Origin of the sequence: Rhodococcus daqingensis (assembly GCF_042665615.1) — a bacterium.
GTDB lineage: Bacteria > Actinomycetota > Actinomycetes > Mycobacteriales > Mycobacteriaceae > Rhodococcus_G > Rhodococcus_G daqingensis.
In genome coordinates, this window is sequence record NZ_JBHTCS010000009.1 from 377,826 (window position 1) to 404,035 (window position 26,210).

Annotated in this window: 20 protein-coding genes and 1 pseudogene; 6 read left to right on the forward strand and 15 right to left on the reverse strand. The window is 70.2% G+C overall.

What is annotated here, in order from left to right:
• Positions 1-99: 99 nt before the first annotated feature.
• The gene (locus ACFQS9_RS06295) at positions 100-2,889 is read right to left on the reverse strand and encodes a toll/interleukin-1 receptor domain-containing protein (RefSeq protein ID WP_378402602.1); all 2,790 of its coding nucleotides are present in this window, start codon (positions 2,887-2,889) and stop codon (positions 100-102) included.
• 589 nt (positions 2,890-3,478) lie between these two features.
• On the opposite strand from ACFQS9_RS06295, the pseudogene ku reads away from it, so the two are divergent.
• Positions 3,479-3,934 (forward strand): annotated as a pseudogene (gene ku, locus ACFQS9_RS06300) (non-homologous end joining protein Ku); the annotation flags it as partial.
• Between the two features lie 21 nt (positions 3,935-3,955).
• On the opposite strand, the gene ACFQS9_RS06305 reads toward ku, so the two are convergent.
• Positions 3,956-4,459, reverse strand: coding sequence for a VOC family protein (locus tag ACFQS9_RS06305; protein ID WP_378402604.1), 504 nt, complete (start codon positions 4,457-4,459; stop codon positions 3,956-3,958).
• 85 nt (positions 4,460-4,544) lie between these two features.
• Here ACFQS9_RS06305 and ACFQS9_RS06310 point away from each other — a divergent pair, with 85 nt between their 5' ends.
• Positions 4,545-6,308 (forward strand): NTP transferase domain-containing protein, encoded by a 1,764-nt coding sequence (locus ACFQS9_RS06310; protein ID WP_378403187.1) that lies wholly within the window; start codon positions 4,545-4,547, stop codon positions 6,306-6,308.
• Here the strand turns inward: ACFQS9_RS06310 and ACFQS9_RS06315 are convergent.
• From ACFQS9_RS06315 to ACFQS9_RS06350, 8 genes are all read right to left on the reverse strand, one after another.
• Positions 6,250-6,993: a sirohydrochlorin chelatase gene (locus ACFQS9_RS06315; protein WP_378402606.1), complete on the reverse strand. Its 744-nt coding sequence runs from the start codon at positions 6,991-6,993 to the stop codon at positions 6,250-6,252. The two genes, ACFQS9_RS06310 and ACFQS9_RS06315, sit on opposite strands and share 59 nt — an antisense overlap.
• Positions 6,990-8,153, reverse strand: a complete 1,164-nt coding sequence (locus ACFQS9_RS06320) for a uroporphyrinogen-III synthase (protein WP_378402608.1) — start codon at positions 8,151-8,153, stop codon at positions 6,990-6,992. The genes ACFQS9_RS06315 and ACFQS9_RS06320 overlap by 4 nt, the downstream gene beginning before the upstream one ends.
• Positions 8,150-8,584 (reverse strand): nitrite reductase small subunit NirD, encoded by a 435-nt coding sequence (nirD, locus tag ACFQS9_RS06325; RefSeq protein ID WP_378403188.1) that lies wholly within the window; start codon positions 8,582-8,584, stop codon positions 8,150-8,152. The genes ACFQS9_RS06320 and nirD overlap by 4 nt, the downstream gene beginning before the upstream one ends.
• A gap of 108 nt (positions 8,585-8,692) precedes the next feature.
• Positions 8,693-11,203, reverse strand: a complete 2,511-nt coding sequence (nirB, locus tag ACFQS9_RS06330) for a nitrite reductase large subunit NirB (protein ID WP_378402610.1) — start codon at positions 11,201-11,203, stop codon at positions 8,693-8,695.
• Positions 11,200-12,720: an FAD-dependent oxidoreductase gene (locus ACFQS9_RS06335; protein ID WP_378402612.1), complete on the reverse strand. Its 1,521-nt coding sequence runs from the start codon at positions 12,718-12,720 to the stop codon at positions 11,200-11,202. Before ACFQS9_RS06335 ends, nirB begins: the two co-directional genes overlap by 4 nt.
• Positions 12,717-14,855, reverse strand: a complete 2,139-nt coding sequence (locus tag ACFQS9_RS06340) for a molybdopterin oxidoreductase family protein (RefSeq protein WP_378402613.1) — start codon at positions 14,853-14,855, stop codon at positions 12,717-12,719. The genes ACFQS9_RS06335 and ACFQS9_RS06340 overlap by 4 nt, the downstream gene beginning before the upstream one ends.
• A complete protein-coding gene (locus tag ACFQS9_RS06345) occupies positions 14,852-16,231 on the reverse strand; it encodes an MFS transporter (protein WP_378403190.1) in 1,380 nt (459 codons plus the stop codon). Before ACFQS9_RS06345 ends, ACFQS9_RS06340 begins: the two co-directional genes overlap by 4 nt.
• A 263-nt stretch (positions 16,232-16,494) precedes the next feature.
• Complete coding sequence (locus ACFQS9_RS06350; protein ID WP_378402615.1) at positions 16,495-17,757, reverse strand: CynX/NimT family MFS transporter; 1,263 nt, start codon at positions 17,755-17,757, stop codon at positions 16,495-16,497.
• 84 nt (positions 17,758-17,841) lie between these two features.
• Here ACFQS9_RS06350 and ACFQS9_RS06355 point away from each other — a divergent pair, with 84 nt between their 5' ends.
• A complete protein-coding gene (locus ACFQS9_RS06355; RefSeq protein ID WP_378402617.1) occupies positions 17,842-18,519 on the forward strand; it encodes a FadR/GntR family transcriptional regulator in 678 nt (225 codons plus the stop codon).
• Here ACFQS9_RS06355 and ACFQS9_RS06360 read toward each other — a convergent pair.
• Together ACFQS9_RS06360 and moeZ are read right to left on the reverse strand one after the other, a co-directional pair.
• Positions 18,516-19,364: a TIGR02569 family protein gene (locus tag ACFQS9_RS06360; protein WP_378402619.1), complete on the reverse strand. Its 849-nt coding sequence runs from the start codon at positions 19,362-19,364 to the stop codon at positions 18,516-18,518. The two genes, ACFQS9_RS06355 and ACFQS9_RS06360, sit on opposite strands and share 4 nt — an antisense overlap.
• A 55-nt stretch (positions 19,365-19,419) precedes the next feature.
• On the reverse strand, positions 19,420-20,604 hold the full coding sequence (gene moeZ, locus ACFQS9_RS06365) for an adenylyltransferase/sulfurtransferase MoeZ (protein WP_378403192.1): 1,185 nt from the start codon (positions 20,602-20,604) through the stop codon (positions 19,420-19,422).
• Positions 20,605-20,729: 125 nt separating this feature from the next.
• Between moeZ and ACFQS9_RS06370 the strand changes: the two genes are divergently transcribed.
• A complete protein-coding gene (locus tag ACFQS9_RS06370) occupies positions 20,730-21,176 on the forward strand; it encodes an acyl-CoA thioesterase (protein WP_378402621.1) in 447 nt (148 codons plus the stop codon).
• Here ACFQS9_RS06370 and ACFQS9_RS06375 read toward each other — a convergent pair.
• The gene (locus ACFQS9_RS06375; protein WP_378402623.1) at positions 21,173-22,273 is read right to left on the reverse strand and encodes a DUF3152 domain-containing protein; all 1,101 of its coding nucleotides are present in this window, start codon (positions 22,271-22,273) and stop codon (positions 21,173-21,175) included. The genes ACFQS9_RS06370 and ACFQS9_RS06375 overlap by 4 nt on opposite strands.
• Positions 22,274-22,549: 276 nt before the next feature.
• Between ACFQS9_RS06375 and ACFQS9_RS06380 the strand changes: the two genes are divergently transcribed.
• Entirely contained in the window at positions 22,550-23,194 is a 645-nt protein-coding gene (locus ACFQS9_RS06380; RefSeq protein WP_378402625.1) for a TetR/AcrR family transcriptional regulator, read from the forward strand.
• Between the two features lie 79 nt (positions 23,195-23,273).
• Here ACFQS9_RS06380 and ACFQS9_RS06385 read toward each other — a convergent pair whose 3' ends face one another.
• Together ACFQS9_RS06385 and ACFQS9_RS06390 are read right to left on the reverse strand one after the other, a co-directional pair.
• A complete protein-coding gene (locus ACFQS9_RS06385) occupies positions 23,274-23,504 on the reverse strand; it encodes a DUF3107 domain-containing protein (RefSeq protein ID WP_378402627.1) in 231 nt (76 codons plus the stop codon).
• 115 nt (positions 23,505-23,619) lie between these two features.
• Positions 23,620-24,300, reverse strand: coding sequence for a ferritin-like fold-containing protein (locus tag ACFQS9_RS06390; RefSeq protein WP_378402628.1), 681 nt, complete (start codon positions 24,298-24,300; stop codon positions 23,620-23,622).
• A gap of 308 nt (positions 24,301-24,608) precedes the next feature.
• Between ACFQS9_RS06390 and ACFQS9_RS06395 the strand changes: the two genes are divergently transcribed.
• Complete coding sequence (locus tag ACFQS9_RS06395) at positions 24,609-26,210, forward strand: DEAD/DEAH box helicase (protein WP_378402630.1); 1,602 nt, start codon at positions 24,609-24,611, stop codon at positions 26,208-26,210.

Below are 26,210 nucleotides of genomic sequence, written 5' to 3' on the forward strand. Positions count from 1 at the left end.
TCCTGCGCGGATCCATTCTTCCGAGGCAACGGGGCGTATATATGCACGGATTTCCTTGTCCGCCTTTGCGCCAACCTGCACAGTTCGCGGCAGACAGGGTCACTCCGCATATGGGCATCCCGTCTCCCAGCCTGATGGCACGTATTCCTGTACCTGGGCTCGGGTCACATAGGGGGCGGCGAGCTCACACGCCTCGTCCACGTCCCAGGCGGGTTCCCACAGCCGCACGATGCCGTCGTCTCCCGCGGAGGCCAGCCGGGTGCCGTCCGGGCTGAACGCCACCGCGGTCACCCAGTTCGTGTGGCCGGTTAGCGGTGGGCCGATCGCCTGCCCGTGTACCGGGTCCCACAACCGCACTGTTGTGTCGTATGCGGCGGAGGCCAGCCGGGTACCGTCCGGACTGAACGCTATCCCCATTATAAAGTCGGTGTGGCCGGTGAGCGGATCACCGACCGGTTGTCCGGTGGCCGGATCCCACAGCCGCACCGTGCCGTCGACGCCGGCGGAGGCCAGCCGGGTGCCGTCGGGGCTGAACGCCACCGCAAACACCCAGTTCGTGTGGCCAGTGAGCGGGGTGCCGGCCGGCTCACCGCTGGCCGGATCCCACAACCGCACGGTGCCGTCGGTGCCGGCGGAGGCGATCCGGGTGCCGTCCGGGCTGAACGCCACGTCGAGCACCGCGTCCGTGTGGCCGGTGAGTGGGTCGCCTCCCGGCCTGCCGGTGGCCGGGTCCCACAGTCGCACGGTGCCGTCGGAGCCGGCGGAGGCGAGCCGGGTGCGGTCCGGGCCGAAGGCCACCGCGAATACGCTGCCTGTGTGGCCGGTGAGCGGGGCGCCGATCGGCTGCCCGTGTACCGGGTCCCACAGCCGCACGGTGCCGTCGGAGCCGGCGGAGGCGAGCCGGGTGCCGTCCGGGCCGAACGCCACCGCGGTCACCGCGCCGGTGTGGCCGGTGAGGGGGGCGCCGATCTGTTGCCCGGTGGCGGGGTCCCACAGGCGCACGGTGGTGTCGGCGCCGGCGGTGGCCAGCCGGGTGCCGTCGGGGCCGAACGACACCGCCGTCACGATGTCTGTGTGGCCGGTGAGCGGGGCGCCGATCGTCTGCCCGTGTACCGGGTCCCACAGCCGCACGGTGCCGTCGGCGCCGGCGGAGGCGAGCCGGGTGCGGTCCGGGCCGAACGCCACCGCGGTCACCGCGCCGGTGTGGCCGGTGAGCGGGGCGCCGACCTGGGCCCCGGTGACCGGGTCCCACAGCCGCACGGTGCCGTCGCCGCCGGCGGAGGCGAGCCGGGTGCCGTCCGGGCCGAAGGCCACCGCGGACACCCATTCGTGGCCGGTGAGCGGGGCACCGACCGGATCACCGGTGGCCGGGTCCCACAGCCGCACGGTGCCGTCGGAGCCGGCGGAGGCGAGTCGGGTGCCGTCCGGGCTGAACGCCACCGCGGTCACCTCGCCGGTGTGGCCGGTGAGCGGTTCGCCGACCGGCCGGCCAGTGGGGTCCCACAGCCGCACGGTGCCGTCGGAGCCGGCGGAGGCGAGCCGGGTGCGGTCCGGGCCGAAGGCCACCGCGAATACGCTGCCTGTGTGGCCGGTGAGCGGGGCGCCGGCCGGTTTCCCGGTGGCCAGGTCCCACAGCCGCACGGTGCCGTCGGCGCCGGCGGAGGCCAGCCGGGTGCCGTCGGGGCCGAACGCCACCGAGGTCACACTGCCGGTGTGGCCGGTGAACGGTTCGCCGATCGGCTGGCCGGTGGCCGGGTCCCACAGCCGCACGGTGCCGTCATCGCTGGCAGAGGCCAGGCGGGTGCCGTCCGGACTGAACGCGACCCCGTCAATCGGGTCGGTGTGGCCGGTGAGCGGGGCACCGACCGGATCACCGGTGGCCGGGTCCCACAGCCGCACGGTGTTGTCCAAGCTGGCGGAGGCCAATTGCGCGCCATCGGGTCTGAACGCCACCGCACTTACCGGGCCAGTGTGGCCGGTGATCGGCGTGCGCACCTGCTGCGTCGTTCTTTGAGCAAAGGCGACGCGGGCGTTGACCAACGCGCTGGTGGCCTGCCACAGAGGGGCGGGTGTCGCCCGGCTACTCTCGGCGGCGAGAGCGAGAGCGACCGCCGGATTGCTGGTGGCGGTATCGCGGGAGGTTGCGGCGAGGGCGAGAGCGATCGCCTCGTTGCGTTGGCGTTCCGCCTCCTGTTGTCGATCGAATGCGATCGTGGCCGCGGCGAGTGCGAGGACGGTCAGGAGGACCAGGCCGGCGATGGCGGCGCGGCGGAGGCGGCGGAATCGGCGGTGCTCGCGCAGGTCCTCGCCGGCCAGCTCGTATTTGGGTTTGCCGTGGATCGGGGCGGCCAGGTCGGTGACCTTCTCCCTAAACATCGGTGCTGCCGGGTCCCACGGTGCGTCCTCGCTCACGTCGACGTAGAACGGCTCGGCGGCGAGGACCCCCGGCTCCGTCAGCACCGGCAACGCCACATCGGACCGGTCCGGATCGAACCGTCCGGTGTCCTCGTCCCAGGTGAGGTGCCCGTCGGCCACAACGAACATCAGCCGGTCCGGCCCGCGCCGGTCCAGCCAGTGGGCGACCTCCTTGTTCACCCAGCCCGAGGCGACCGCGTGCGGGGAGAGCACCACGATGAGGTATCGGGCGCGGTCCATCGCATCGATCACCCTGCCCCACAGATCCGGGCTGGCGGTGAGGTCGGTGGCGTCGCGGAACACCCGCAGCGCGTGCAGGTGGCCCATGCGCCGGCCGATACGGTGCAGGCCCTTCTGGATCCCCGCTGCGACCGGCCGGTCGTGGTGGGCGTAGGAGATGAAGGCGTCGTAGTCGAACGACGCCCCTGGCCCGCGGGCCTGCTGCTCCGGAGCCTCCGCGGCCTGAGCGCACATGGGTGATCTCCCCGCTCTCGAAGGTGTCGAGGGGTGTGGATGGGATGGTCCGAGCCTGACGCAAACGAGAACGGATGTCGCGGGTACTCCCCTACTCGACTTCGCCAAACGCTGTGGGCTCGCCTTCGATCAAGTTCGCCGCCGACCAGTTGAATATGCGGGGTCGGGCACATCCGTAGACGCGGCAACGGTCGATGTGATCGGAATGTTGTCGTCCCGCTGACGGATCCCCATTCGGCACATGGTGACGGGGTCCGTGGGGACCTACGTAGCTCGCGCCCCCCACCGTGCTAAATAGCGTTGGCACGTGCCAAATAACGTCGGGAATCACAGCGCGATTTGGGTGCAGCAGTTGCTCGACCGCTGCGAACCGACCCGGCCGACTGGATTCGACGTCGAGGGCGCCAGCGGGTCGGTGTCTCGGAAACGACCGAACGCGGGACACGGTGGATTCATAGGGCTGACCGATCAGTGCGACCCGACAGCCAGGAGATCGCACTGTGGCTTCTTGCGAGACCGGCCTTCATTGCGGGCGCAGTAGCGTGGACGTGTCCGCGCTCAAAGGCCGGAGGTGTGTGCCCTGCGTGCGATGTGGAAGGGGACAGTGTCGTTCGGGTTGGTCGCAATCCCGATCAGCCTGTATGCGGCCACGGAGAACAAGAACGTCTCGTTTCATCAGGTCCACATCGAAGACGGCGGCCGGATACACCACAAACGGGTGTGCTCACTCGACGATGAGGAAGTCCCGTACGAGGACATCGGCAAGGGGTTCGAGACCGATCAGGGAATGATCGTGCTCACCGAAGACGACTTTGAAGACTTTTCACTCCCCAGCGCCCAGCTCATCGACGTCCAGCAGTTCATTCCCCTCGATTCGATTGACCCGATCTATTTCGACAAGAGCTACTTTGTCGAACCGCAGCACCAGTCTCGACGCGCCTACACCCTCCTGCGGGACGCGCTCAACAAATCGAGGCAGGTAGCGATCGCGAAAATCGCTCTACGCCAAAGCGAATCCGTCGCTGTGCTGCGGGTCTACAGGGAGGCCTCATCGCCTGAATCGGGGCTACGTCGACGGTTGCACGAGCGAGGCACCCGCGACGTATTCCATCGCGGCCACGAATTCCGGCTGCTGCGCACGGATCTCGAGTTCCTCGGGCGTCAGATCCACCACTCGGGTCTGAACCCACCACAGGTTGCCCAGCGGGTCGCGGACGCGACCGACGCGGTCCCCGAAGAAGAGTTCGGTCACCTCGGTGACCGGCGTGGCCCCCGCCTCGAGCGCCTGCCGGAAGGTGGCATCGGCGTCCTCGACGTACAGCCGCAGGAAGCCAGGCGTGTCCGGCCAGTCCGGGCGGCCGTCGAACATCATCACCACCGAGTCCCCGATCCGCACCTCCGCGTGGCCGATCGCGCCCGCGTACTCGACGCGGGCCAGTTCCTCGGCGTCGAAGGCGTCCCGCACGAAGTCGAGGAGTCGGGCGGTGTCCCGGGAGATGATCCAGGGCGTGACGGTGGCGTAGCCCGCGGGGACGGGCCGGACGGGCGTCGTTTTCGTCGTGTTGTCCATGGCGGCGACGGTAAGGGGGATCGAGGACAGTGAGCGTCCTCAATTCGATTACCGCGCAGATCGATGGGATCATCAACCGGTGACCATCGGCACGCCCTCGGCATACGACGCAGTCATTCTCGCCGGCGGATCCGCCACCCGGATGGGTGGCGTCGACAAGCCCGCGATCGTCATCGCCGGCCGCTCCATGCTCGGTGCCGCGCTCGACGCCGTCGCCGGGTCCGAGCGGGTGGTCGTGGTGGGACCGCACCGGGACGGTCTCGCATCCGCGATCGCGCAGACGCAGGAATCACCGGTCGGCGGCGGCCCGGTGCTCGCGATGGACGCCGGTCTGCGCGCGCTGGGCGGCGGCGCCGCACAGGTCGTCGTGCTCGCGGCCGACCTGCCGTTCCTGTCCTCCGCGTCGATCGAGGGCCTCGTCGCGGCTCTCGACCTCGAACCGGGAGCACCCGCGGCCTTCGCACTCGACGAATCCGGCCGGGTGCAGTTCCTCCTCGGCGTGTGGCGGCGGGACGCGCTGGCCGCCCGGCTCGACGAGATCGGCCGCGCCGACCTGGCCAACCGGCCGATGAAGACACTGATCCCGGCCGGATACCTCACCGTCCCCATGACGGGCATCTCCGACTGTGACACGGAGGCGGACGTCGCCGCCGCCCGGAGCCGCACCACCTCGCCCGCCGTCGGCCTCGCCGAGGCCAGGCGCGCCGCCCGCGACGCCATCGAGATGCTGCCCGCTCGCGTGGCCACCCCGCTCACCGCGCTCGGCGGGGTGCTGGCACGGCCGATGCTCGCCGCCGGTGCGCTGCCCCGGCTCGACACCTCGGCGATGGACGGATACGCCGTATCCGGAGACGGCCCTTGGCATCTCGACAAGGCGATTCGTTACGCCGGCTCCGAGGACGAGGTGGAGCTCGAGCCCGGGCACGCGGTACGGATCGCCACCGGCGCCCATGTGCCGTCCGGCGCCACCGCGGTCGTGCGCGACGAGCATGTCGAACTCGCGAACGCCACGCTGAGCAGGCGGCCGGACGCGCCGGTCCGCAACGACACCCGCAGGCGGGGCGAGGACTGGCAGCCGGGCGCACCACTCGCGGAGGCGGGCGTCCGGGTCACCGAGGCAGTCGCCTCGGTGGCGCTCAGCGGCGAGGTCGCCGAGCTGCTGGTCCGCGGCCCGGCGACGGCCCATGTCGTGGTGACGGGGGACGAGATCCGCCGCGACGGACCCCTGCGCACCGGACAGACGCGCGACAGCCTGGGGCCCCTGATGCCTCGGTTCCTGTCCTGGTGCGGGATCCACACGGCCGCGGAGTCACACCTGCGCGACACCGCGGGCGGCTTCGACGAGCTACTGGCACAGCCGGTTTCGGGTGCGGCCGCGCGTCCCGACCTGATCGTCATCGTCGGCGCCACCGGGGGCGGGGCCGCGGACCACCTCCGGCTGGCGCTCGCCCGAAGCGGCGCCCACCTGGTGGTCGGGCGGGTGCGGTGCCGACCCGGCGGGTCGCAGGTCGTCGCGGTGCTGCCCGACGGACGCGTCGTGCTGGGGCTGCCCGGCAACCCCTATGCCGCGGTCGCCACGCTGCTGATGACGGCGCCTACCGTGGTCTCCGCGCTGACCGGCGCCCCGGCGCCGACTCCCCAGATCGCGCCGATCGAGAACGCAGGCGAACTGGCCGCCGATGCACCTCGGGTCGTCACGGCCACCCAGCGAGCGGATGGTCGCTGGTACGCAGCCGTCCCCGCCGGGACGGCTCACCTCGCCGCGCTGATCGGGGCTCACGCCCTGGCGATCATCGAACCGGCAACACCTGACGGCGGCTCCGCGGAACTGCTGCCGCTGCCGCGCTGACGGATTCCATGCTCGCGCAGCCGGCCCTGTATCGATCGGCGAGCAGCCGAACCAGTGCGGGATGCACGCCGAGCGGCTCGGCCACCCCGTCCGCGCCGGCGTCCGCCAGCCGTCGATGGAACAGGCCGTGCGCCAACAGGTACGAGGCGATGAACACCCTGCGGTGGCCCGACGACCGCAGCCCGCCGACCACCTGGGGCACCCGCGGCTCCGCGGTCGCGACGTACCCGATGTGCACCCGATCACCGAGCAACTCCGCCAGCATCGCGGCGCCCCGGCGCACATCGGCGAGCGCCCGTGGGTCCGAGGAGCCGGCTGCCGCGAGCACCACCGCGTCGCCCGGACGCCAGCCGGCCTCCCGCAGCCGCTCGAACAGCACCCGCGCCAGCACCGGATCCGGCCCGAGCGCCCTGGTCACGGTCACGTCGGGGTGGCCGGAATCCGCGACCTCGCGTGGGACGTCGGTGTGCACGTGGTATCCGGAGGCCAGGAAGGCAGGCACCACGACCGCGGGCCCGCCGAGGTCACGCAGCACCTCCGCCGGTGAGGGCCCGAGCACGTCCACGAAGGCGACACGGGTCGTGCCCACCTCGCCGGCCACCGCGTCGGCCAGCGCGGCGACCATGTCGACGCCACGTGGGCTTCGCGTGCCGTGCGCGACGAGCACCAACGCGGGCCGGTTCACGATTCGTCCCCGCAGTCGACCGGGTCCAGCGCAAGGCGGTAGCCACGCTTGACCACCGTCTGCACGATCTTGGGGGCGCCGAGGCAGGTCCGCAGTCGCGCGATGGCCGTCTCGACGGCGTGGGTGTCCTCTCCACCTCCGGGGAGCACGGAGAGCAGCTCCTCCCGCGAGACAACACGTCCGGGCCGGTGTGCCAGCGTGCGCATCAAAGCCATTGCGGCAGGCGCGAGTTGACGAACCTCGCCGTCCACCACAACACATCCCCCGCGCACGCTCACGTCGTGGCCCGCGGCGCGCAGGCGCATCGACCGGCGCGGCAGTTCCTCGGCGATGTGCCGGGCCAGCGACCCGAGCCGTGCGCGGCCCGGCATGGTGCTCGGGACGCCGAGCGCCTCCAGTGGAGCGGCGGTCACCGGACCGACGCACACCGCCAGCACCCGGGTGCGCAGCGAGTTCAGCAACGGGTCGACGAGGCCGATCTCCTTGGCGCGGATCAGCATCGACGCCACCGCGGGTGCGCTGGTGAAGCTCAGCGCATCCAGTCCCCCGCTGACGGTCAGCTCGATCAGCCGGTCCATGGCGGTCGAATCCTCGGGCTGCGTCCACCGGTACACCGGCACCGGCACGACCTCGGCACCGGCGACCCGGAGCACCTCGCAGAAGTCCGGCAACGGCTCCCATTCGGTGGTGGCGCCGTGCAGCTGCACCGCGATCCGCTTGCCCTCCACGCCCTCGGCGAGCAGGTGGTCGATCACCTCGGCCGACGACTCGGAGACCGGCGACCACTCCTCCCGCAGGTCCGCGGCACGGATCGCGCCCTTCGCCTTCGGGCCGCGGGCGAGCAGCCGCGCAGTCGAGAGGGCGCCGCCCAGCTGTTCGGCGAGCCCCCATCCATCGGCCGCCTCCATCCAGCCCCGGAAGCCGATTCCGGTGGTCGCGACCGCGATCTCGGGCGGGTTGTCGATCAGTTCCCTGGTCACCCGTTCCAGCTCGGCATCGTCGACGAGCGGGATGATGCGGATCGCGGCCGCGTGCACGATGGTGGCACCCCGACGGGTCAGCAGAGTGGTGAACTCTTCCGACCGCCTGGCCGCGGTGACCCCCACGGTGAAACCGGACAGCGGCTCACCGACCTGCGGCGCCGCCCTGCCCGCACTCACGCGCTGTCCACCGTGGAAGCGGCCGTGCCGGCACCGGTGGTGCTGTGGACCTGGACCATGCCGGCCCAGACCCGCACGTCGTAGACGGGCAGCCGGACGGACTCGTCGTCGAGGCAACGTCCGTCGACGAGCGAGAACACCTGCTTGAGCAGGGGTGAGATCACGATGGGCTCGCCTGCCCTGTCCCCGACCAGGCCTCGCGACATCACCGCCGCGCGCCCGAAGGGGTCGATGTTCCCCACGGCGTAGAGCGAACCGTCCTCGAGAAGGAACAGCGCCGCCTGCTCGCCCCCCCGAATCAGCACCGCGACACCGAGCCCCGGGATGAGGTGGCTGAGCGGGCAGGCCGAGGTCCATTCGAGTCGTCCGTCGTTGACGCTCTCGCGTCCGGGTCCGGTCACGTTGTGCGCCTTCATGTCGATAACGGTCATCATCGCGGTCCTCCTGTAATGCAGGCTTACTTTCTACTTTTCCGGTGTTTCCTCGGCGTTAAGCCGCGATTCCCGCGCGGTAAGCAGAATCTGAGCTGTCCTCCCCCGCTACTGCGAGGTCGCCCCGGGCATCGGCGGCATGCCCATCAGGACCGGGATCTTGCGATCGCCGGACTCGTCGAAGACCACGGTCGGGTCGGCCTCCTCCGGCGCGTTGACGAAAGACACGAAGCGCGAGAGCTTTTCCGGATCGTCGAGCACGCCTGCCCACTCGTCCTGGTAGCCCTCGACGTGCTTGGCCATGGCCGCCTCGAGCTCGTCGGCGATGCCGAGGCTGTCCTCGCAGACCACGGCCCTGAGGTGATCGAGGCCACCCTCCATCGCCTCCACCCAGGGCGCGGTGCGCTGCAACCGGTCGGCGGTGCGGACATAGAACATCAGGTACCGATCGATGTAGCGGACCAGCGTCTCGTCGTCGAGGCCGCCCGCGAGCAGCTGCGCGTGCTTGGGAGACTGCCCGCCGTTGCCGCCGACGTAGAGGTTCCACCCGTTCTCGGTGGCGATGACGCCGACGTCCTTTCCGCGTGCCTCAGCGCACTCACGCGCGCACCCGGAGACACCGAACTTGATCTTGTGCGGGGAACGCAGACCGCGGTAGCGGTTCTCGAGTCCGACAGCCATCCCCACCGAATCCTGGACTCCGTAACGGCACCAGGTGGATCCGACACAGCTCTTCACCGTGCGCAGCGACTTGCCGTAAGCCTGACCGGACTCCATGCCCGCATCGACCAGGCGCTTCCAGATCGCGGGCAACTGCTCGACCCGGGCACCGAACAGGTCGATGCGCTGGCCACCGGTCACCTTGGTGTACAGGCCGAAATCCCGTGCCACCTCGCCGATCACGATCAGCTGCTCGGGCGTGCACTCGCCGCCGGGCATCCGCGGCACCACCGAGTAGGTGCCGTTCTTCTGGATGTTGGCCAGGAAGTGGTCGTTGGTGTCCTGCAGCGAGGCCTGGTGCCGGTGCAGGATGTGATCCGAATCGGTCGAGGCCAGGATCGAGGCCACCACCGGCTTGCAGATGTCACATCCGGTGCCGGTGCCGAACTTGGTGATCAGCGCGGAGAAGGTGCGGGTGCCGGTCGCCATCACGATCTCGAACAGCTCCGCCCGCGACTGCTCGAAGTGCTCGCAGAGCGCCTTCGACATCACCACGCCGGACGAGGCCAGCAGCTGCTTGATCGTGGGCAGGCAGCCACCGCAGGTGGTTCCCGCGTTGGTGCAGCTCTTCACGGACGCGATGTCGCAGGCACCGTCGGCGATCGCGCCGCAGATCGCGCCCTTGGTGACACCGTTGCAGGAACACACCTCCGCATCGTCGGGCAGCGAACCCGCGCCGGGCTTCTCGCCCGCGGGCGAGATCAGCGAGGCCGGGTCGCCGGGGAGCTCGCGACCGACCAGGGGCCGCAGCGAGGCGTACGCGGACGCGTCGCCGACGAGGATGCCGCCGAGCAGGATCTTGGCGTCGTCGGACACGACGAGCTTGGCGTAGGTGCCCTTGGCCGCGTCGCTGAGGACCACCTCGAGCGCCCCGGGGGTCTGGGCGTGCGCGTCACCGAAGCTGGCGACGTCCACCCCCATCAGCTTGAGCTTGGTGGACAGGTCCGCGCCAGGGAACTCGGCCGCGCCGCCGAGCAGACGGTCGGCGACGATCTCAGCGGTGGTGTAGCCGGGCGCCACCAGGCCGTAGGCGACGCCGTCGACGGCCGCGCACTCACCCACCGCGTAGATGGCCTCGTCCGAGGTACGGCAGCCGAGGTCGGTGAGGACGCCGCCGCGTTCGCCGACCTCGAGGCCGGCATCGCGTGCCAGCTTGTCCTGCGGGCGGATACCGGCGGAGAACACCAGCAGCGCGGCGTCGATCACCGAGCCGTCCGAGAGCTCGACGCTCAAGCCCTCGGGGCCCTCGGTGATCGCGGCGGTGCCGACGCCCGCGTGCACGGTCACCCCGAGGTCGGTGACCAGCCGCGCCAGCAGCGCACCGCCGCCCTCGTCGACCTGCAACGGCATCAGCCGCGGGGCGAACTCCACGACGTGCGGGGTCATGCCCATCAGCCGGAGCGCATTCGCCGCCTCCAGGCCGAGCAGGCCGCCGCCGACGACCACGCCGACCGCGCCCGGGCCTGCCTTCTCCGCGGTGGCGCGGATGCCGTCGAGGTCGTCGAGGGTGCGGTACACGAAGCACTCGTCGCGGTCGTGGCCCGGGATCGGCGGCACGAACGGGTACGAACCGGTGGCCATGACGAGAGCGTCGTAGCCGAGGGTCTCGCCGGAGCCGGTGGTGACGGTGCGCGCGACCCGGTCGATCGCGACGGCCCGCTCACCGGTCCGCAGGTCGACCAGCGCGTCGCCGACGTAGTCGTTGCCGGCGAGCGCGAGTTCCTTTGCGTCCCAGGATCCGACGTACGAGGACAGGCCGACTCGGTCGTACGCGGGCAGCGCTTCCTCGCACAGGACCGTGACGCGCCACTGGGCGTCCTCGTCCCGCGCGCGCAGGGCCTCGACGAATCGATGGCCGACCATCCCGTGCCCGATCACCACTACCGACTTGTTGTTCATGCTGCGCCCTCTTCTTCGATCGATGGTGTTTCGTGTACTGGTTGGTCTCTTGGTTCCGGATCCGAATTGCGTAGCCATTCGCAGATGCCCTGCACGACGGAGCTGCAGCCCCCGCAGCCGGTGGTCGCCCGTGTCTCCGTCGCCATGGCGGCCACGCTGCGCGAGCCCGATTTCCAGGCCCGCGTCAGCTGTGCCTTCGTCACCGAGTTGCATCGGCAGACGACCGCCGATCCGGGCATGGTGGCCGGGCTCGCCACCTCGACGCCCGCCCCGGACCCGCGGCCGATGAGGAGCGACATCCGGTCCACCGGAACCGGAAGCTGCGCGTCGAACAGCTGGGTCAGCGTGCCGACCACGTCGGGGTTGCCCAGCAACACCGCGCCGACCACCCGGTCCTCGCGGACGACGACCTTCGCGTAGCGGCCCCGGGTCGGATCGGCCAGGGTCAGCACCTCGCTGTGGTTGCAGTGCATCTCGGCGCTGATGTCGCCCATCGACGCGAGGTCGATGTCGTGTGCCTTGAGCCGGGTCACGTTCGCCGTCCCGTGGTAGGTGGCGAACCGGTTCTCACCGGCGAGCCGCTCGGCCACCACCGCGGCCTGCTCCCAGCCGGGCTGGACCAGCCCGTAGACCTCCCCGCGGTGCTGCGCGCACTCCCCGATGGCCGAGACCCGCGGCGCGCTGGTGCGCAGCAGGTCGTCGACCACGATGGCCTGATCGACCGTGATGCCTGCCGACTCGGCCAGCGTCACCTCCGGCCGGATGCCCGCGGACAGCACCAGCAGGTCGGCGGGCAACTCGGTGCCGTCGTCGAGCGTCACGGTCCGGTTCTCGGCGTTGCGGGCGACGGCCCTGCGGCCGAGCACCATTCGCATGCCGAGCTCGGTGAGCACCCTGGTCAGCACCGCCCCGCCCGCCGGGTCGAGCTGGCGTTCCATCGGGAAGTCCTTGGGGTGCACCACCGTGACGTCCATGCCGCGCATCAACAGCCCACGCGCCGCCTCGAGGCCGAGCAGCCCGCCGCCGAGCACAACGGCACTGGAGCCGCCTGCGGCCGCGGCGATGATCTGGTCGCAATCGCCGATCGTCCGGAAAGCGGCCACGCCCTCGACGAGAGAGCCCGACTCGTCCACCGCGCCCTCGATCGGCGGGATGAACGACCGGCTGCCGGTCGCCAGCACCAGCTCGTCGTAGCCGATCTCGGCGTCCGGGTTCCCCGCGCCGTCGTCGAGACGCACGGTCCGCGCGGCGGTGTCGATGCCGGTCACCCGGACGCCGGATCGGACGTCGATGCCCTGGCGCTCCCACCAGCCGTCGGGCTTGAGCCGGGTGTCACGGCCGGTGATGCTGCCCGCCAACACGTTCGAGAGCAGGATCCGGTTGTAGGCGGGATGCGTCTCGGCTCCGATCACCACGATGTCGAGCCGCTCGGCTTCGGGATCGCGGCGACGCAACTCCTCCGCCAGTCGCGAGCCGGCCATGCCGTTGCCCACCACCACGATTCGGGTCCTACTCATGCCACCGCCTCCAATTTGACTGCGCACGCCTTGAACTCCGGCATCCGGCTGGTCGGGTCGAGCGCCGGGTTGGTCAACAGGTTCGCCCGGCCCGCGCCTGCGAAGTGGAACGGCAGGAACACCGTGTCGAGCCGCATGCTGTCGTCGCAGCGCACGGTCGCCTCGGTCCGCCCGCGCCTGCTCACCACGGCGGCCAGCCCACCCTCGGCCAGGCCCATCCGGCGAGCGGTGTCGGGATGCACCTGGACGAACATCTCGCCCGCGGCGCGGACCAGTTCGTCGATCCGGCGGGTCTGCGCACCGGACTGGTAGTGCGCCAGGACGCGCCCGGTGGTGGCCACCAACGGGTACTCGGTGTCCATCACCTCATCCGGGCCGCGGTGCTCCACTGCGACGAAGCGGGCACGGCCGCTCGGGGTCTCGAAGCGGTCCAGGAACAGCCGCGGCGTCCCGGGATGATCGGCCTCACCCTCGACCTCCGGACACGGCCAGTGCAACGCCTCGCCCGCGTCCAGCCGGGCGTAGCTGATCCCCGAGTAGTCGGCGACCCCGCCCGCGGAGGCCAACCGCAGCTCCTCGAACACCGTCTCGGGGTCGGTGCCGAACCGGCCCGCGGGCTGGCCCAGTCGACGCGCGAGCTCGGCGAGCACCTCGAGCTCGGAGCGCGGGCCCTCGGGGGCGGACACGGCCACCTTGCGGCGCAGCACCCGGCCCTCGAGGCTGGTCATGGTGCCCTCCTCCTCGGCCCACTGCAGGACCGGCAGCACGACGTCTGCCATGGCGGCGGTCTCGGAGAGCAGGAAGTCGTTGACCACCAACATGTCCAGGGCGGCCAGCCGGTCCACCACATGGCCTGCGCGCGGCGCGGACACCGCCAGGTTCGCCCCGTGCACCATCAGCGCGCTCGGCCCGCCGGGCGCGCCGATCGACTCGAGCAGCTCGTAGGCACTCTTCCCCGGGCCGGGCAGCTCGGCGGGGTCGATCCCCCACACCTGCGCCACGTGGACCCTGGCCGCGGGATCGGTGATCTTGCGATAGCCGGGAAGCTGGTCGGCCTTCTGCCCGTGCTCGCGACCGCCCTGCCCGTTGCCCTGACCGGTGATCGCGCCGTAACCGCTGCCCCGGCGGCCGGGCAGCCCGAGGGCCAGGGCCAGGTTGATCACGGCCGAGACGGTGTCGGTCCCGGTGGCGTGCTGCTCCGCCCCACGGGCCGTCAGGATGTAGGCGCCCGTGTCGGACTGCTGTGCGCGCCACAGGATCTCCACCGTGCGACGCAGCGCGCTCACCGGCACCCCGGTGACCCGCTCGGTGCGCTCGGGCCACCACTGGGCGGCGGCCAGCCACGCATCGTCGAAGCCCTCGGTGCGCGAGCCGATGTAGTTGTGATCGACGCGGCCGTCGAGCACGGCCAGGTGCAGCAGGCCAAGGGCGAGCGGCAGGTCGGTGCCCGGGCTCAGCTGCAGGTGCACCCCGCCGCCGGCGAGCGCGCGTTCCACGGTGGCCGTGCGCCGGGGGTCCGCGACGACGAGTCCGCCCGCGTCCGCCGCGGTCGCGAGGTGACCGAGGAACGGCGGCATGGTCTCGGCGACGTTGCCGCCCAGGATCAGGATCGCCCGCGCCGCGCCGAGGTCGGCCACCGGGAAGGGCAGCCCGCGGTCGAGCCCGAAGGCCTTGCCGCCCGCTGCCGCCGCCGAGGACATGCAGAACCGGCCGTTGTAATCGATGTTCGAGGTGCCCAGTGCCACCCGCGCGAACTTGCCCAGCTGGTAGGCCTTCTCGTTGGTGAGCCCGCCGCCGCCGAAGATCGCGACGGCGTCGCGCCCACCCTTTGCCTGCGCCGCCGCGAAGCCGTCCGCCACGATGTCGAGCGCCGTGTCCCAGCTCGCGGGGCGCAGTTCCCCGTCCCGGCGCACGAGCGGCGCGGTGAGCCGGTTCGGGTTCCGTAGCAGTTCCGCACTGGTCCAGCCCTTTTGGCACAGCCCGCCCCGATTGGTGGGGAAGCTCCGACCCGTGACCGTCGCGGTCAGGGCCTGATCCGTTGCCGAGGAGTCACGCGAGATGTTCATCGCGCACTGGAGTCCGCAGTACGGGCAGTGGGTGGGGGTGGAAACCAGAGACGGAACTGCGATGGTCATACCAGCACCGACTCCTCGGTTTCGGTGACGTCCCGGGCCGCCGGGCGGCGCAGGAACACCACATAGGTGACGACGATGCAGGCCAGGTAGAACCCGAGGAAGACCCAGAACGCCATGGTCGCGGACTTGGCCGGGCTCAGGTAGGAGGCCCTGAGCACCAGGTTGATACCGACGCCGCCGAGCCCGCCGATCGCGCCGGCGAAGCCGATCAGTGCACCCGACATGTTGCGCGACCAACTGGCCTTCTCTTCCGCGCTGAGGTGATCGAGTCCCTGAGCCTTGGCCTCGAAGATCGACGGGATGATCTTGTAGACCGAACCGTTGCCGAGTCCGGACAGCAGGAACAGTGCGACGAAGCCGAGGACCAGTGTCACCATGACGCCGGTGCTGGCGGCTCCTGCCGTGCTGTCGTCGATCGTGCTGGCCGTGACCAGGACGCCTGAGGCAAGCGTCATCGCGGCGAAGGTGTAGAGCGTGATCTTGCCGCCGCCGATGCGGTCGGCGAGCTTGCCGCCGTACGGGCGGGCGATCGACCCGAGCAGCGGGCCGATGAACGCGATCTGCGCGGTGTGCAGGGCCGCCTGGGCGGGGGTGTCGCCGCCTGCGATGAAGTTGATCTGCATGACCTGGCCGAACGCGAAGCTGTAGCCGATGAACGAGCCGAAGGTGCCGATGTACAGGAAGGCGATCACCCACGAGTCGCGGAACTTGAGCGCCGTTCCCATCGCCTTCATGTCGGCCTTCTGGTTGCCCAGGTTGTCCATGAACAATGCGGCACCGACCGCGGCGACACCACACAACACCAGGTAGATGGCGCAGACGATCCACGCTTCGGTGTTGCCGACCGTCGCGATGACGACGAGACCGATGAGCTGGACGACCGGCACGCCGATGTTGCCTCCGCCGGCGTTGAGGCCGAGCGCCCAACCCTTGAGCCGCTGCGGATAGAAGGCGTTGATGTTCGCCATCGAGGAGGCGAAGTTGCCGCCGCCGACGCCGGCGATCGCCGCGACGAGCAGGAACGTCGTGTACGAGAAGCCGGGGTTGAGCATCAGGTACAGGGTCCCGACCAGCGGCACCATCAGCACCAGCGCGCTGAAGATCGTCCAGTTCCGGCCGCCGAACCGTGCCGTGGCGACGGTGTAGGGGATGCGGAGGACGGCGCCGACGAGGGTCGGGACGGCCACCAGGAAGAACTTGCCTGCCGGGTCGATGCCGTAGACGTCGGTCGGCATGAACAGGACCATCACCGACCAGACGGACCACACGGAGAATCCGACGTGCTCGGCGATGACCGACCAGACGAGATTGCGCTTGGCGATGTCCTTGCCGCCGGCGTCCCAGGCCTCGACGTCCTCGGCGTCCCAGTCTGCGATGTAGTGCTTGCGATTCGAGGACGTGTCCTCGAGCGCGCCGGCTGCTGCCGTGGCTTCGTCCGAACGTGTGGTCACCGGGCCTCCTCTGTGCGTGGGAGACCTAAAGGTACGAGTCGGATGTTGCCTGGGTGATGCGCGCAATGACTCCAGAATGAACTTGCGCTCACCAGCGTGTTACCGGAACGGTGAGGATGTTTCCGCAGGTAAACGGGGTGTTACGACGTGTGACGGACCATCACACTGCGGTCACGATGTGACCGACGTCACCGCCAGCTGTCCTCGAGGAACCTCGGCTTGCAGGCCACGTAGCCCGCGGCGAGGATGACCCCGACCGCCACGAGGAGCATGGCGAACGGCCAGGCCCAGCCGCCGGTCACATCGTGCAGGATGCCGAACAACAGCGGGCCGAGGCAGGCCACGGCATACCCGAGCCCCTGGGTGAAGCCGGACAGTGCCGCCGAACCGGCCGCGGTGCGGGTGCGCAGGTTGATCAGCGTCAGCGACATCGGGAACGTGCTCGGCCCGAGGCCGACCAGCAGGATCCACAGCACCGGGGCCGCCATGGGCACGAACAGCAGGCCGGCGAACCCGGCCAGGTAGAAGACCGCGCAGGCGACCACGACGGGGTACGGATTGGCGATCCGCGCACAGAGGGTGGGCGCCCCGATCGCCGCGAGGAAGCCGACCGCGGCGAACAGCCCGACCATGGTGCCACCGAATCCGGCGCTCGCACCGGCCTCGGTCAGGATCTTCGGCACCCAGGTGAACATCGAGTAGGTGATCAGCGAGGTCATGCCGAACATCCCGGCCATCCCCCAGGCCACCGGAGAACGCCAGGCCCGACCGCGTTCGCCCTGATCGGCGTGCGGTTCCGCGGAGGTGTCGAGACGGTCTCGGCCGCGCCTGCTGATCACGATGCCGATCCACGGCAGGGCCGCGGCGAAGGCCACGAGCGACCACAGGCCGAGCGAGACCCGCCACCCGTAGGCGTCCGCGAGCGGCACCGCGACCAGCGCCGGGAGCACCGTGCCGACCTGCACGCAGGTGATGTAGATCGTGCTCATCATCGCGACACGATCCGAGAAGTAGCGCTTGACCAGCGGCGGGATCACCACGTTGCCGATGCCCATCCCGCCGAGCGCGAGCGCCGAGAGGGCGAGCAGGGCGGCCGTCTCGGACACCATCGAGCGGGTCGCGATGCCGATACCGGTCATCAGCATCGCCGCCAGCGCGACTCGTTCCAGGCCGAACGCCACGGCCAGTCGCGGCGTGAGCAGGCCGAAGACGGCGAACATCGCGGTGGGGAGCATCCCGAAGACACCGACGATGGTCGATCCGAACCCGACGTCCCGGCCGATCTCGTCGAGCAGCGGGGTCAGGGAGGTGACAGCCGTTCGGAGCGTGAGTGCGGAGAGCACGATCGCGACGAGCACCATCAGCCGACCGGTCACGAGCGCGCGCCGTCCGATCGTGGGGGGTTGCCGCTCGGTCGTCTGCACGGACACCGCACACCTCAGTTCCCTCATCGATTGCTCGCAAAATCATAGGATGAATGGATGATCCGATGCAACTGAGTAAGATGCGCACACAACTCACACGAGAGGGATGGCGTGCAACCCGTACGACGGACAAGCCTCATCGCGCAGGTCACCGACCAGCTCCGCGCGGAGATCGTGGCCGGACGCTGGCCGACCGGCTCGCGGATACCGACCGAACCGGAACTGGCCGAGTTGACGGGCACCGGGCGCAACACCGTCCGCGAGGCGGTCCAGGCGCTGGTGCACGCGGGGATGCTGGAACGGCGCCAGGGCTCGGGCACCTACGTGATCACCACCAGCGACCTCGGCGGAACGCTCGGCAAGTACTTCGCGGGCGCGCACGAACGGGACGTCCTCGAGCTTCGCCAGGCCCTCGACGTGACCGCGGCCGCCCTCGCAGCGCGGCGGCGCGACGACGCCGACATCGCGACTCTGCGGGACCTGCTCGCGCGCCGGAATCTGCTCTGGTCGCCCGCCGAGGGCGCGGCCGACACATCGGCCGCGGTCGCAGCCGACCTGGCACTGCATCGCGCCATCGTCGCGGCCAGCCACAACGGCGTCTACCTCGAGTTCTACGACTCGCTACTGCCCGCCATCGAGCAGACCATCCTCCGCCACCCGGTCGCGGCCGAGAACTCCTACGAACCCGAGCACGACGAGCTCGTGCAGGCCGTCATCGACGGCGACAGCGAGCGCGCAGCGACCGCCGCGCGCCGGTTCCTGACCGAACTCCTCGCCCAGCGCACCTAGAGCATCAACCGGATCAGGTCCGCGGTGCGGACCAGGCCGGGCAGCGCCTCCGCCGTCGATCGTGGATGCAACGCGTGGACGGCGAGGCGGAACATCAAGGCGCGCAGCAGCATCTGCGGCCACTCCGGCAGATCTTCCCACCGAGCGATCAGCTCGGCGTCGGCCCCGCCCCAGGACAGTGCGTCCACCACGACGACCCCGGCCGCCCACGCCACCGGCCGCCAGTAGGGGGTGATGTCGGTGATGCCCGGCGCCTCCGAACCGGAGAACAGCACAGTGCCGAACAGGTCACCGTGCACCAGCTGGTCGGGGCTGCGCACCGGCTTGCGCAGCGTCGCCAGTTGCCCGATCAGCTCGACGCTGGTCCGGCCGTCCTCGGTGACCGTCTCGAACTGACCCTTCACCGCCCGCAGCGGAACCTGCTCCCACGCGGCCCGATCCGCCGCGACGAACACATCGACGTCCGCCCAGGGCGCCACCGGGGGCTGCACCAGGAACCGCGGCCGCTCGAGCCCAGCGGTCGCCGCATGCAATCGCATCGACAGCGACACCACCTCGTCGTGCCGAGGCTCGGGGGAACCGCCGATGAAAGTGTCTGCCCGCCAGCCCGATACGACGTAACGCCCGTCGGTGGCGCGGACCGGCCTCGCGATCCGCACCCCGTCCGCGGTCAGGGTCTCCCGCACCTTCGCCGACCACGCGGCGCGGGCGTGATCGGCCACCGGCGAGAGCACCACATCGCCGCAACGCCAGCCGCCGTCCCAGTCGGCGCCGAGCGGAATCGGATCCGTCTCGCGCAGACCGAAGGTGGAGCGCACGTGCTCGGGAGGTTCGACAGAGCTCACGCCGCCAACGCTACCGCCGTCGGACCCGTCGCCGTCCCTGACGCGCCGGACTCCGTCAGTACACAGGCAGCGACTTGTCCACCTGGTTCGCCCAGGCGATGACCCCACCCTGCAGATGAGTCGCATCCGCGAAACCGGCCTTCTTCAGCGCGGCCAGCGCCTCGGCCGACCGGATGCCGGTCTTGCAATGCAGCACGATCGGCCGGTCCTGGGGCAGCTCCGCGAGCGCCTCACCGGACAGGATGCGGTCCTTCGGGATCAGCGTCGCGCCCGGCAGGTGGACGATGTCCCACTCCACCGGTTCACGAACGTCGACGATCTCGATCTCCCTGCCCTCCTCGAGCATGGCGGCCAGTTCGCGCGCGGTGATCGTCGAATCAGCGGTGGCCGCCACCCCCTCGTCGGACACCACACCGCAGAACGCGTCGTAGTCGATGAGCTCGGTGATCGGCTCCCGAGCCGGGTCACGGCGCAGCTTGATGGTCCGATAGCTCATCTCGAGGGCGTCGTACACCATGAGCCGGCCGAGCAGGGACTCCCCGATTCCGGTGATCAGCTTGATCGCCTCGGTGGCCATGATCGACCCGATCGACGCGCACAGGACGCCGAGCACCCCACCCTCCGCGCACGAGGGCACCATCCCCGGCGGCGGCGCCTCCGGGTACAGGTCGCGGTAGTTCAGCCCGCGCCCGTCCGGGGCGTCCTCCCAGAACACCGACGCCTGCCCCTCGAACCGGTAGATCGAGCCCCAGACGTACGGCTTTCCCGCGAGCACGGCGGCATCGTTGACCAGATACCGGGTGGCGAAGTTGTCGGTGCCGTCGAGGATCAGGTCGTACTGCGCGAACAGCTCCACCGCGTTGTCGGGTTCGAGCCGGAACCGGTGCAGCCGCACCTCGACGCCCGGGTTGATCTCCAGGATGGAATCGCGGGCGCTCTCGGCCTTGGGCCTGCCGATGTCGGCCTGCCCGTGGATCACCTGGCGCTGCAGGTTGGACTCGTCGACCTCGTCGAACTCGACGATCCCGATGGTGCCCACACCCGCGGCGGCCAGATAGAGCAGGGCAGGCGATCCGAGTCCGCCCGCACCGATGACCAGCACTCGGGCGTTCTTGATCCGCTTCTGCCCGACCATGCCGACGTCGGGAATGATCAGGTGCCTGCTGTAGCGCGCCACCTCGGCGCGACTCAGCTCGGCCGCGGGTTCGACCAGCGGCGGCAACGGGTTCTTGGACTTCAGGTCAGACACGACGGCTCCTGGGGTCAACGCGCTCACGCAGCTACAACGCTCCGTACCACTTCATTCTTCCCCCGATCGGCTACGGTCGGTCGCCCTGGTACGCACGACCATCGCGAGGAGTCCCGATGAGCACCGCCCCGACCCCGACCACGGATCCGGTCTCCTTCCGCGCCGAGGTGCCGGTCCGCTGGTCGGACATGGATGCCTTCCAGCACGTGAACCACGCCCGGATGGTGACCCTGCTCGAGGAGGCCCGGATCGACTGGCTGCGCAGCGTCGGGCCGGAGGCGTCCGAGTTGCTCGGGACCTCGGTGGTCGCCCACATCGACGTGCGGTACCGGTCGCCCCTCACCCACGCGGACAGCCCGCTGTCGGTCACGATGTGGGTCGAGCGACTGCGCACGGTCGACGTGACCGTCCGCTACGAGGTGCGCGCGGCCACGGCGCCCCCGGATTCCCGCCCCGCCGTCGAGGCCATCACCCAGCTGGCACTCGGCGATCCGCACACCCAGCGCCTGCGCCGCCTGACCGCGGACGAACGTGCGCTCCTCGCGGCCTGGGTACGCGGCTAGCCGCGCGGGTGCGGCCAGGGGTTGAACCGACAGGTCTTGCCGTCCATCGGCACCACACCCTCCGGGTCGAGCTTGGCGATGTCGTTGTTCGAGGTGCCGAAGGTCTGCTGCATCATCACCGGCGCCAGTCCCCCGTCCGACTCGCACGGCTGGTGGTCCTGATAGCCGATCGCGTGGCCGAACTCGTGATTGATCTGGTACTGCCGGTAGGAGCCGATGTCGCCCTGGAAGCCGATGGCCCCGCGGACCCAGCGCGGCTCGTTGAGAACCACCCGGTTGATCGACGGGTTGTAGCAGGAGACCTCGAGTTCGATGTCGTACCCACAGGCCTGGCGAACCGTCATCTGGGAGGTCAGCGACACCCGGAAGGTGGGCTCGCCGCTGTCGATCCTCCGGACTGCGAACCTCGGGTCCTTGGTCCAGCTCTTCGGGTTGGACAGCGTCTGGTCCACCATCCGGCCGAAGGCCTCGTCGCCGCCGAAGCCGGACGTGTCGACGCCGTCCTCCACCTCGACGGTGTAGGTGTACACCTGCTCGGTGCCCTGGCCCGCCTGTGCGGTCGCACCCGGGATCACGTGCCAGGTGCCCGCGCCCTGGGCGGTGAACGGCCCACCGTCCGGGAGCGCGCCGGAGGGGATCGACGCGGCGAAGCTGCCGTCGCCCTGCGGCGGTACGCCGATCACGTCGGTGCCGTCGGTGGCGGTGCTGAGCGCGCCGAGACCGGGTCCGTCGCCGGTCTCGGATTCGGGGGAACCGCCGCCGCCACCACGGATCGCGTCGACCGCGACGAGCACGGTGACCACCAGCAGGATCGGGATCGCGTACGCCCGCCACCCGTAGACGGAGACGAACTTGCCGAGCTTGCTCTGCTTTCGGACCTGCCGTTCCGGCCGCGGGACACGGGGGCGTCCGAGCTCACGGCTGGTGGGATCCCACTGCGCGCGCAGCGGTTGGTGGGACCCGACCTCGCCCCGCCTTCCGTAACGCTCGTCGTCGAGGTAGCGATCGTCTGAGTGGTCGTCGTCTGTGCGCGTGGCCGAGTACCGGTCATCGGGGTAGCCACCGTCGACGGGGCGCCGCGGGGCGTCGCCCCGCATACGCGGTCCACCTCGATCCGTCACGACGTCAGAATCTCACAGACCGACGCCACCGCGATTCGGCGCGCCGAACGTCGCCCCGAGCGGGCGCCGGACGGCGACATGCCGACACCGACCGCATCACCTGGAATACTCACCTACACAGCATGCGCCATTGTGAGGGTGACCCGGCGATCGTCCGGGTATCGTTCGATGACTTTGTGCACTCAGTGCAGTGAGCACCCTCACCGCACCGCACGGGTCGTGATGGTGGATAGGCAGCAGATTGGGAGCACGATGACAGAACTCGCGGACCGGGCGGCAGCGCCCGCCGGCCAGACCACCAAACGCAGCACCCGACTCCCCCGCGACGCGCGACGGCTGCAGCTGCTCCAGGCCGCGAGCGAGGTCTTCGTCACCAGGGGCTACCACGCTGCGGGCATGGACGAGATCGCCGAGTGCGCGGGTGTCAGCAAGCCCGTCCTGTACCAGCACTTCCCCGGCAAGCTCGACCTCTACCTCGCGGTGTTGCAGAGCTACGTGGACAGCCTGATCTCGGGTGTGCGGCAGGCCCTGCGCTCGACCACCGACAACCGGCAACGCGTCCGGGCCGCCGTTCAGGCCTTCTTCGACTTCGTCGACAACGACAGCCAGGGCTACCGACTGGTGTTCGAGTCGGACGTCATGGGTGACCCCCAGGTCCTGGCCCGGGTCGACCAGGCCACCGAGGCCTGCGTGGACGCCGTCTTCGACCTCGTCAGCCACGACTCCGGCCTCGATCCCTACCGTGCGCGCATCCTCGCGGTCGGCCTCGTCGGCACCAGCCAGTTCACCGCGCGCTACTGGCTGCAGGCCAACCGGCCGATCCCGAAGGAAGAGGCCGTCGACACCACCGTCGCGCTCGCCTGGGGCGGCCTGTCGCACGTGCCGCTGCAGCACTGACCCCGGGCACCGCACAGGACCGGGGCACCAACGAGAACGGGGCGCGGATCACCGCGCCCCGTTTCTTCGTCTGCGAGGGTCAGCTGGTCGCCGCGAAACCGACCTTGCGGCTGTCCGATGGTCCGATCTCCACGTACGCCACCTTGCTGGCCTGGATCAGGAACTTGCGCCCCTTGTCGTCGACGAGCGCCAGCACGCCGCCCTCGCCGCCGAGCGCGCTCGCGACCAGGGCCTCGACCTCGTCGGGGGTCTGTTCGCTGTTCACGATGAGCTCGCGCGGGCTGTCAGAAACGCCGATCTTGACCTCCACGGCCAACCTCCGAAATCTCGTGCCATCACTACCGGTGCCCAGGCTAGTGCAGCCGCTCGCCGCCGCGCCCGGGCCGCGCGTGTGCTGAGAGCGAACAGCGGAGACCGCGACCGATTCAGACGAGTCCGAGGACCGTCATCCGCTCGGCGTGACGCTCCTGCATCCGGTCGAACATGGCCGCGATGCCGGCCAGGTCGCCGCTCGCGGTGATCACCAGCTCGGTCAGGTCCTGGCGCTGAGCCATCACGTACTGCGCCTGGGTGATCGCCTCACCGAGCAGCCGGCGTCCCCACAGCATCAGCCGGTCCTTCTCCTGCGTGCTCGAGCGGACCATCGCGTTGACCTCGTGCACCACGAACTCCGAGTGCCCGGTCTCGGCCAGCACCTCGCGCACGACGGCCGCGACGGACGGGTCGAGCGAGTCCGCGATCTCGAGGTAGAAGTCGGCGGCGATGCCGTCGCCGACATAGGCCTTCACCAGCGACTCCAGCCAGGTCGACGGGTGCGTGGCGGCGTGGTAGTCGTCCAGCGGCGCCACGAACGGCTTCATCGCGGCGTAGACGTCGTGCCCGCGCGCAGTCAGCGCGGCCTCGAGGGTCTCGAAGTGGCTCATCTCCGCCGCGGCCATGCTCGCCAGCGCGACCTTCCCCTGCAGGGTCGGGGACATCTGCGCGTCGTCCGCGAGGCGGTAGAAAGCAGAGATCTCGCCGTACGCGAGGACGGCGAAGAGCTCACCCACTCCCGGATGATCGGCTGCGATGGCTGGCGTCAAAGAATCCGGTGGATTGGCTCCCATGCGGACAGCCTAGACGGCGTCGCGCGCCCACCGATCGCGGCCGCGCGGCGTGAGATCGGCCATGCAAATACCAGCACAGGCGAGGGCGCAAGCTACCATGGACGCGGGCAGCCGCCCGGAGCCCGAACAAATGGGCCCACACAACCACGCGGCGACCCGCAGATAATGTGCGCGCACCTGATCTTGAAGTCCCTTCCCGCGCCGCGTCGAGATCCCACGATTTCCGCGCTCAGGCAGCAGGAAGCGCGACTCACGGACGAGGGCACCGACATCGGCCGACAATCGGCCTGGCCCCACCTCGTGCGCGCGTGCCAACGAGGAAGGCCAGACCCCTGAGCAAGATCACGATCGACCACGAAGACGACGCGACCGAGACCACTCTTTCCGCGCAACTCGACGAGACCCACATCGCCCCGACCTTCGCCGAACTGGGCGTCCGCGACGAGATCGTCCGGGCCCTCGCGGAGATCGGCATCGACCGCACCTTCGCCATCCAGGAGCTCACCCTGCCGCTGGCGCTGGCCGGCGACGACCTCATCGGTCAGGCCCGCACCGGCATGGGCAAGACCTTCGGATTCGGTGTGCCGCTGCTGCACCGCATCGCCACCGGCGACACCGGGACCGCGACCCTGGACGGCACGCCGCGCGCGCTGATCATCGTGCCGACGCGCGAGCTGTGCATCCAGGTCACCGAGGACCTGGTCAACGCGAGCAAGTACCTCAAGGCCGGTGACCGCAAGCTCGAGGTGCTCTCGATCTACGGCGGACGCCCGTACGAGACCCAGATCGCCGCCCTGCAGAAGGGCGTCGACGTCGTCGTCGGCACCCCGGGCCGGCTGCTCGACCTGGCCAAGCAGGGCCACCTCATCCTCGGCAAGGTCGGCGTGCTGGTCCTGGACGAGGCCGACGAGATGCTCGACCTCGGCTTCCTGCCGGACATCGAGCGGATCCTCGGCATGGTCCCCGACAAGCGCCAGACGATGCTGTTCTCGGCCACCATGCCGGGACCGATCATCACCCTCGCGCGCACCTTCCTGACCCAGCCCACGCACATCCGCGCCGAGGAGCCGGAGTCGTCGGCGGTGCACGACCGGACCAGCCAGCACATCTACCGGGCGCACGCGCTGGACAAGGCCGAGATGGTCGCCCGCGTGCTGCAGGCCGAGGGCCGCGGCGCCACCATGATCTTCACCCGCACCAAGCGGACCGCGCAGAAGGTGGCCGACGACCTCGCCGAGCGCGGGTTCTCCGTGGGCGCCGTGCACGGCGACCTCGGCCAGGTGGCCCGCGAGAAGGGCCTCAAGGCCTTCCGCACCGGCAAGATCGACGTGCTGGTCGCCACCGATGTCGCCGCCCGTGGCATCGACATCGACGACGTCACCCACGTCATCAACTACCAGTGCCCCGAGGACGAGAAGACCTACGTGCACCGCATCGGCCGCACCGGCCGCGCGGGACGCACCGGCATCGCCGTCACCCTGGTCGACTGGGACGACATCCCCCGCTGGCAGCTCATCGACAAGGCGCTCGGCCTCGGCATCCCCGAGCCGGCCGAGACCTACTCCAGCTCCGAGCACCTGTACTCCGAGCTGAACATCCCGACCGACGCCAAGGGTTCGATCAAGCGGGCCAGGGCCGAGCGCGCGAGCGAGGCGGCCGGTGACACCGACGCCGCCGGTACCGAGCGGAGCGAGAAGTCCGAGCGCCCCGCCCGCACCCGCGCCCCCCGCAAGCGCACCCGCGGCGGTCGCAGCACCGCCGAAACCAACACCACCGCAGCGGTTTCCGACGCCCCGGCCACCGACACCACCGCGCCGTCGGGTGACGGAACCGCGCCCGCGCGGCGTCGCCGCCGTCGGCGCAAGCCCGCGGCCGCCGCCGCACCCTCCGTGGCCGTGGCCTCGGAGTAG

What these genes read in the sequence shown, in the direction of transcription:
- ACFQS9_RS06295 (WP_378402602.1), bottom strand. Translation starts at nt 2,889, where the DNA reads ATGTGCGCTCAGGCCGCGGAGGCTCCGGAGCAGCAGGCCCGCGGGCCA.
- ACFQS9_RS06305 (WP_378402604.1), bottom strand. Translation starts at nt 4,459, where the DNA reads ATGGACAACACGACGAAAACGACGCCCGTCCGGCCCGTCCCCGCGGGC.
- nirD (WP_378403188.1), bottom strand. Translation starts at nt 8,584, where the DNA reads ATGACCGTTATCGACATGAAGGCGCACAACGTGACCGGACCCGGACGC.
- nirB (WP_378402610.1), bottom strand. Translation starts at nt 11,203, where the DNA reads ATGAACAACAAGTCGGTAGTGGTGATCGGGCACGGGATGGTCGGCCAT.
- ACFQS9_RS06335 (WP_378402612.1), bottom strand. Translation starts at nt 12,720, where the DNA reads ATGAGTAGGACCCGAATCGTGGTGGTGGGCAACGGCATGGCCGGCTCG.
- ACFQS9_RS06340 (WP_378402613.1), bottom strand. Translation starts at nt 14,855, where the DNA reads ATGACCATCGCAGTTCCGTCTCTGGTTTCCACCCCCACCCACTGCCCG.
- ACFQS9_RS06350 (WP_378402615.1), bottom strand. Translation starts at nt 17,757, where the DNA reads ATGAGGGAACTGAGGTGTGCGGTGTCCGTGCAGACGACCGAGCGGCAA.
- ACFQS9_RS06370 (WP_378402621.1), top strand. Translation starts at nt 20,730, where the DNA reads ATGAGCACCGCCCCGACCCCGACCACGGATCCGGTCTCCTTCCGCGCC.
- ACFQS9_RS06375 (WP_378402623.1), bottom strand. Translation starts at nt 22,273, where the DNA reads ATGCGGGGCGACGCCCCGCGGCGCCCCGTCGACGGTGGCTACCCCGAT.
- ACFQS9_RS06380 (WP_378402625.1), top strand. Translation starts at nt 22,550, where the DNA reads ATGACAGAACTCGCGGACCGGGCGGCAGCGCCCGCCGGCCAGACCACC.
- ACFQS9_RS06390 (WP_378402628.1), bottom strand. Translation starts at nt 24,300, where the DNA reads ATGGGAGCCAATCCACCGGATTCTTTGACGCCAGCCATCGCAGCCGAT.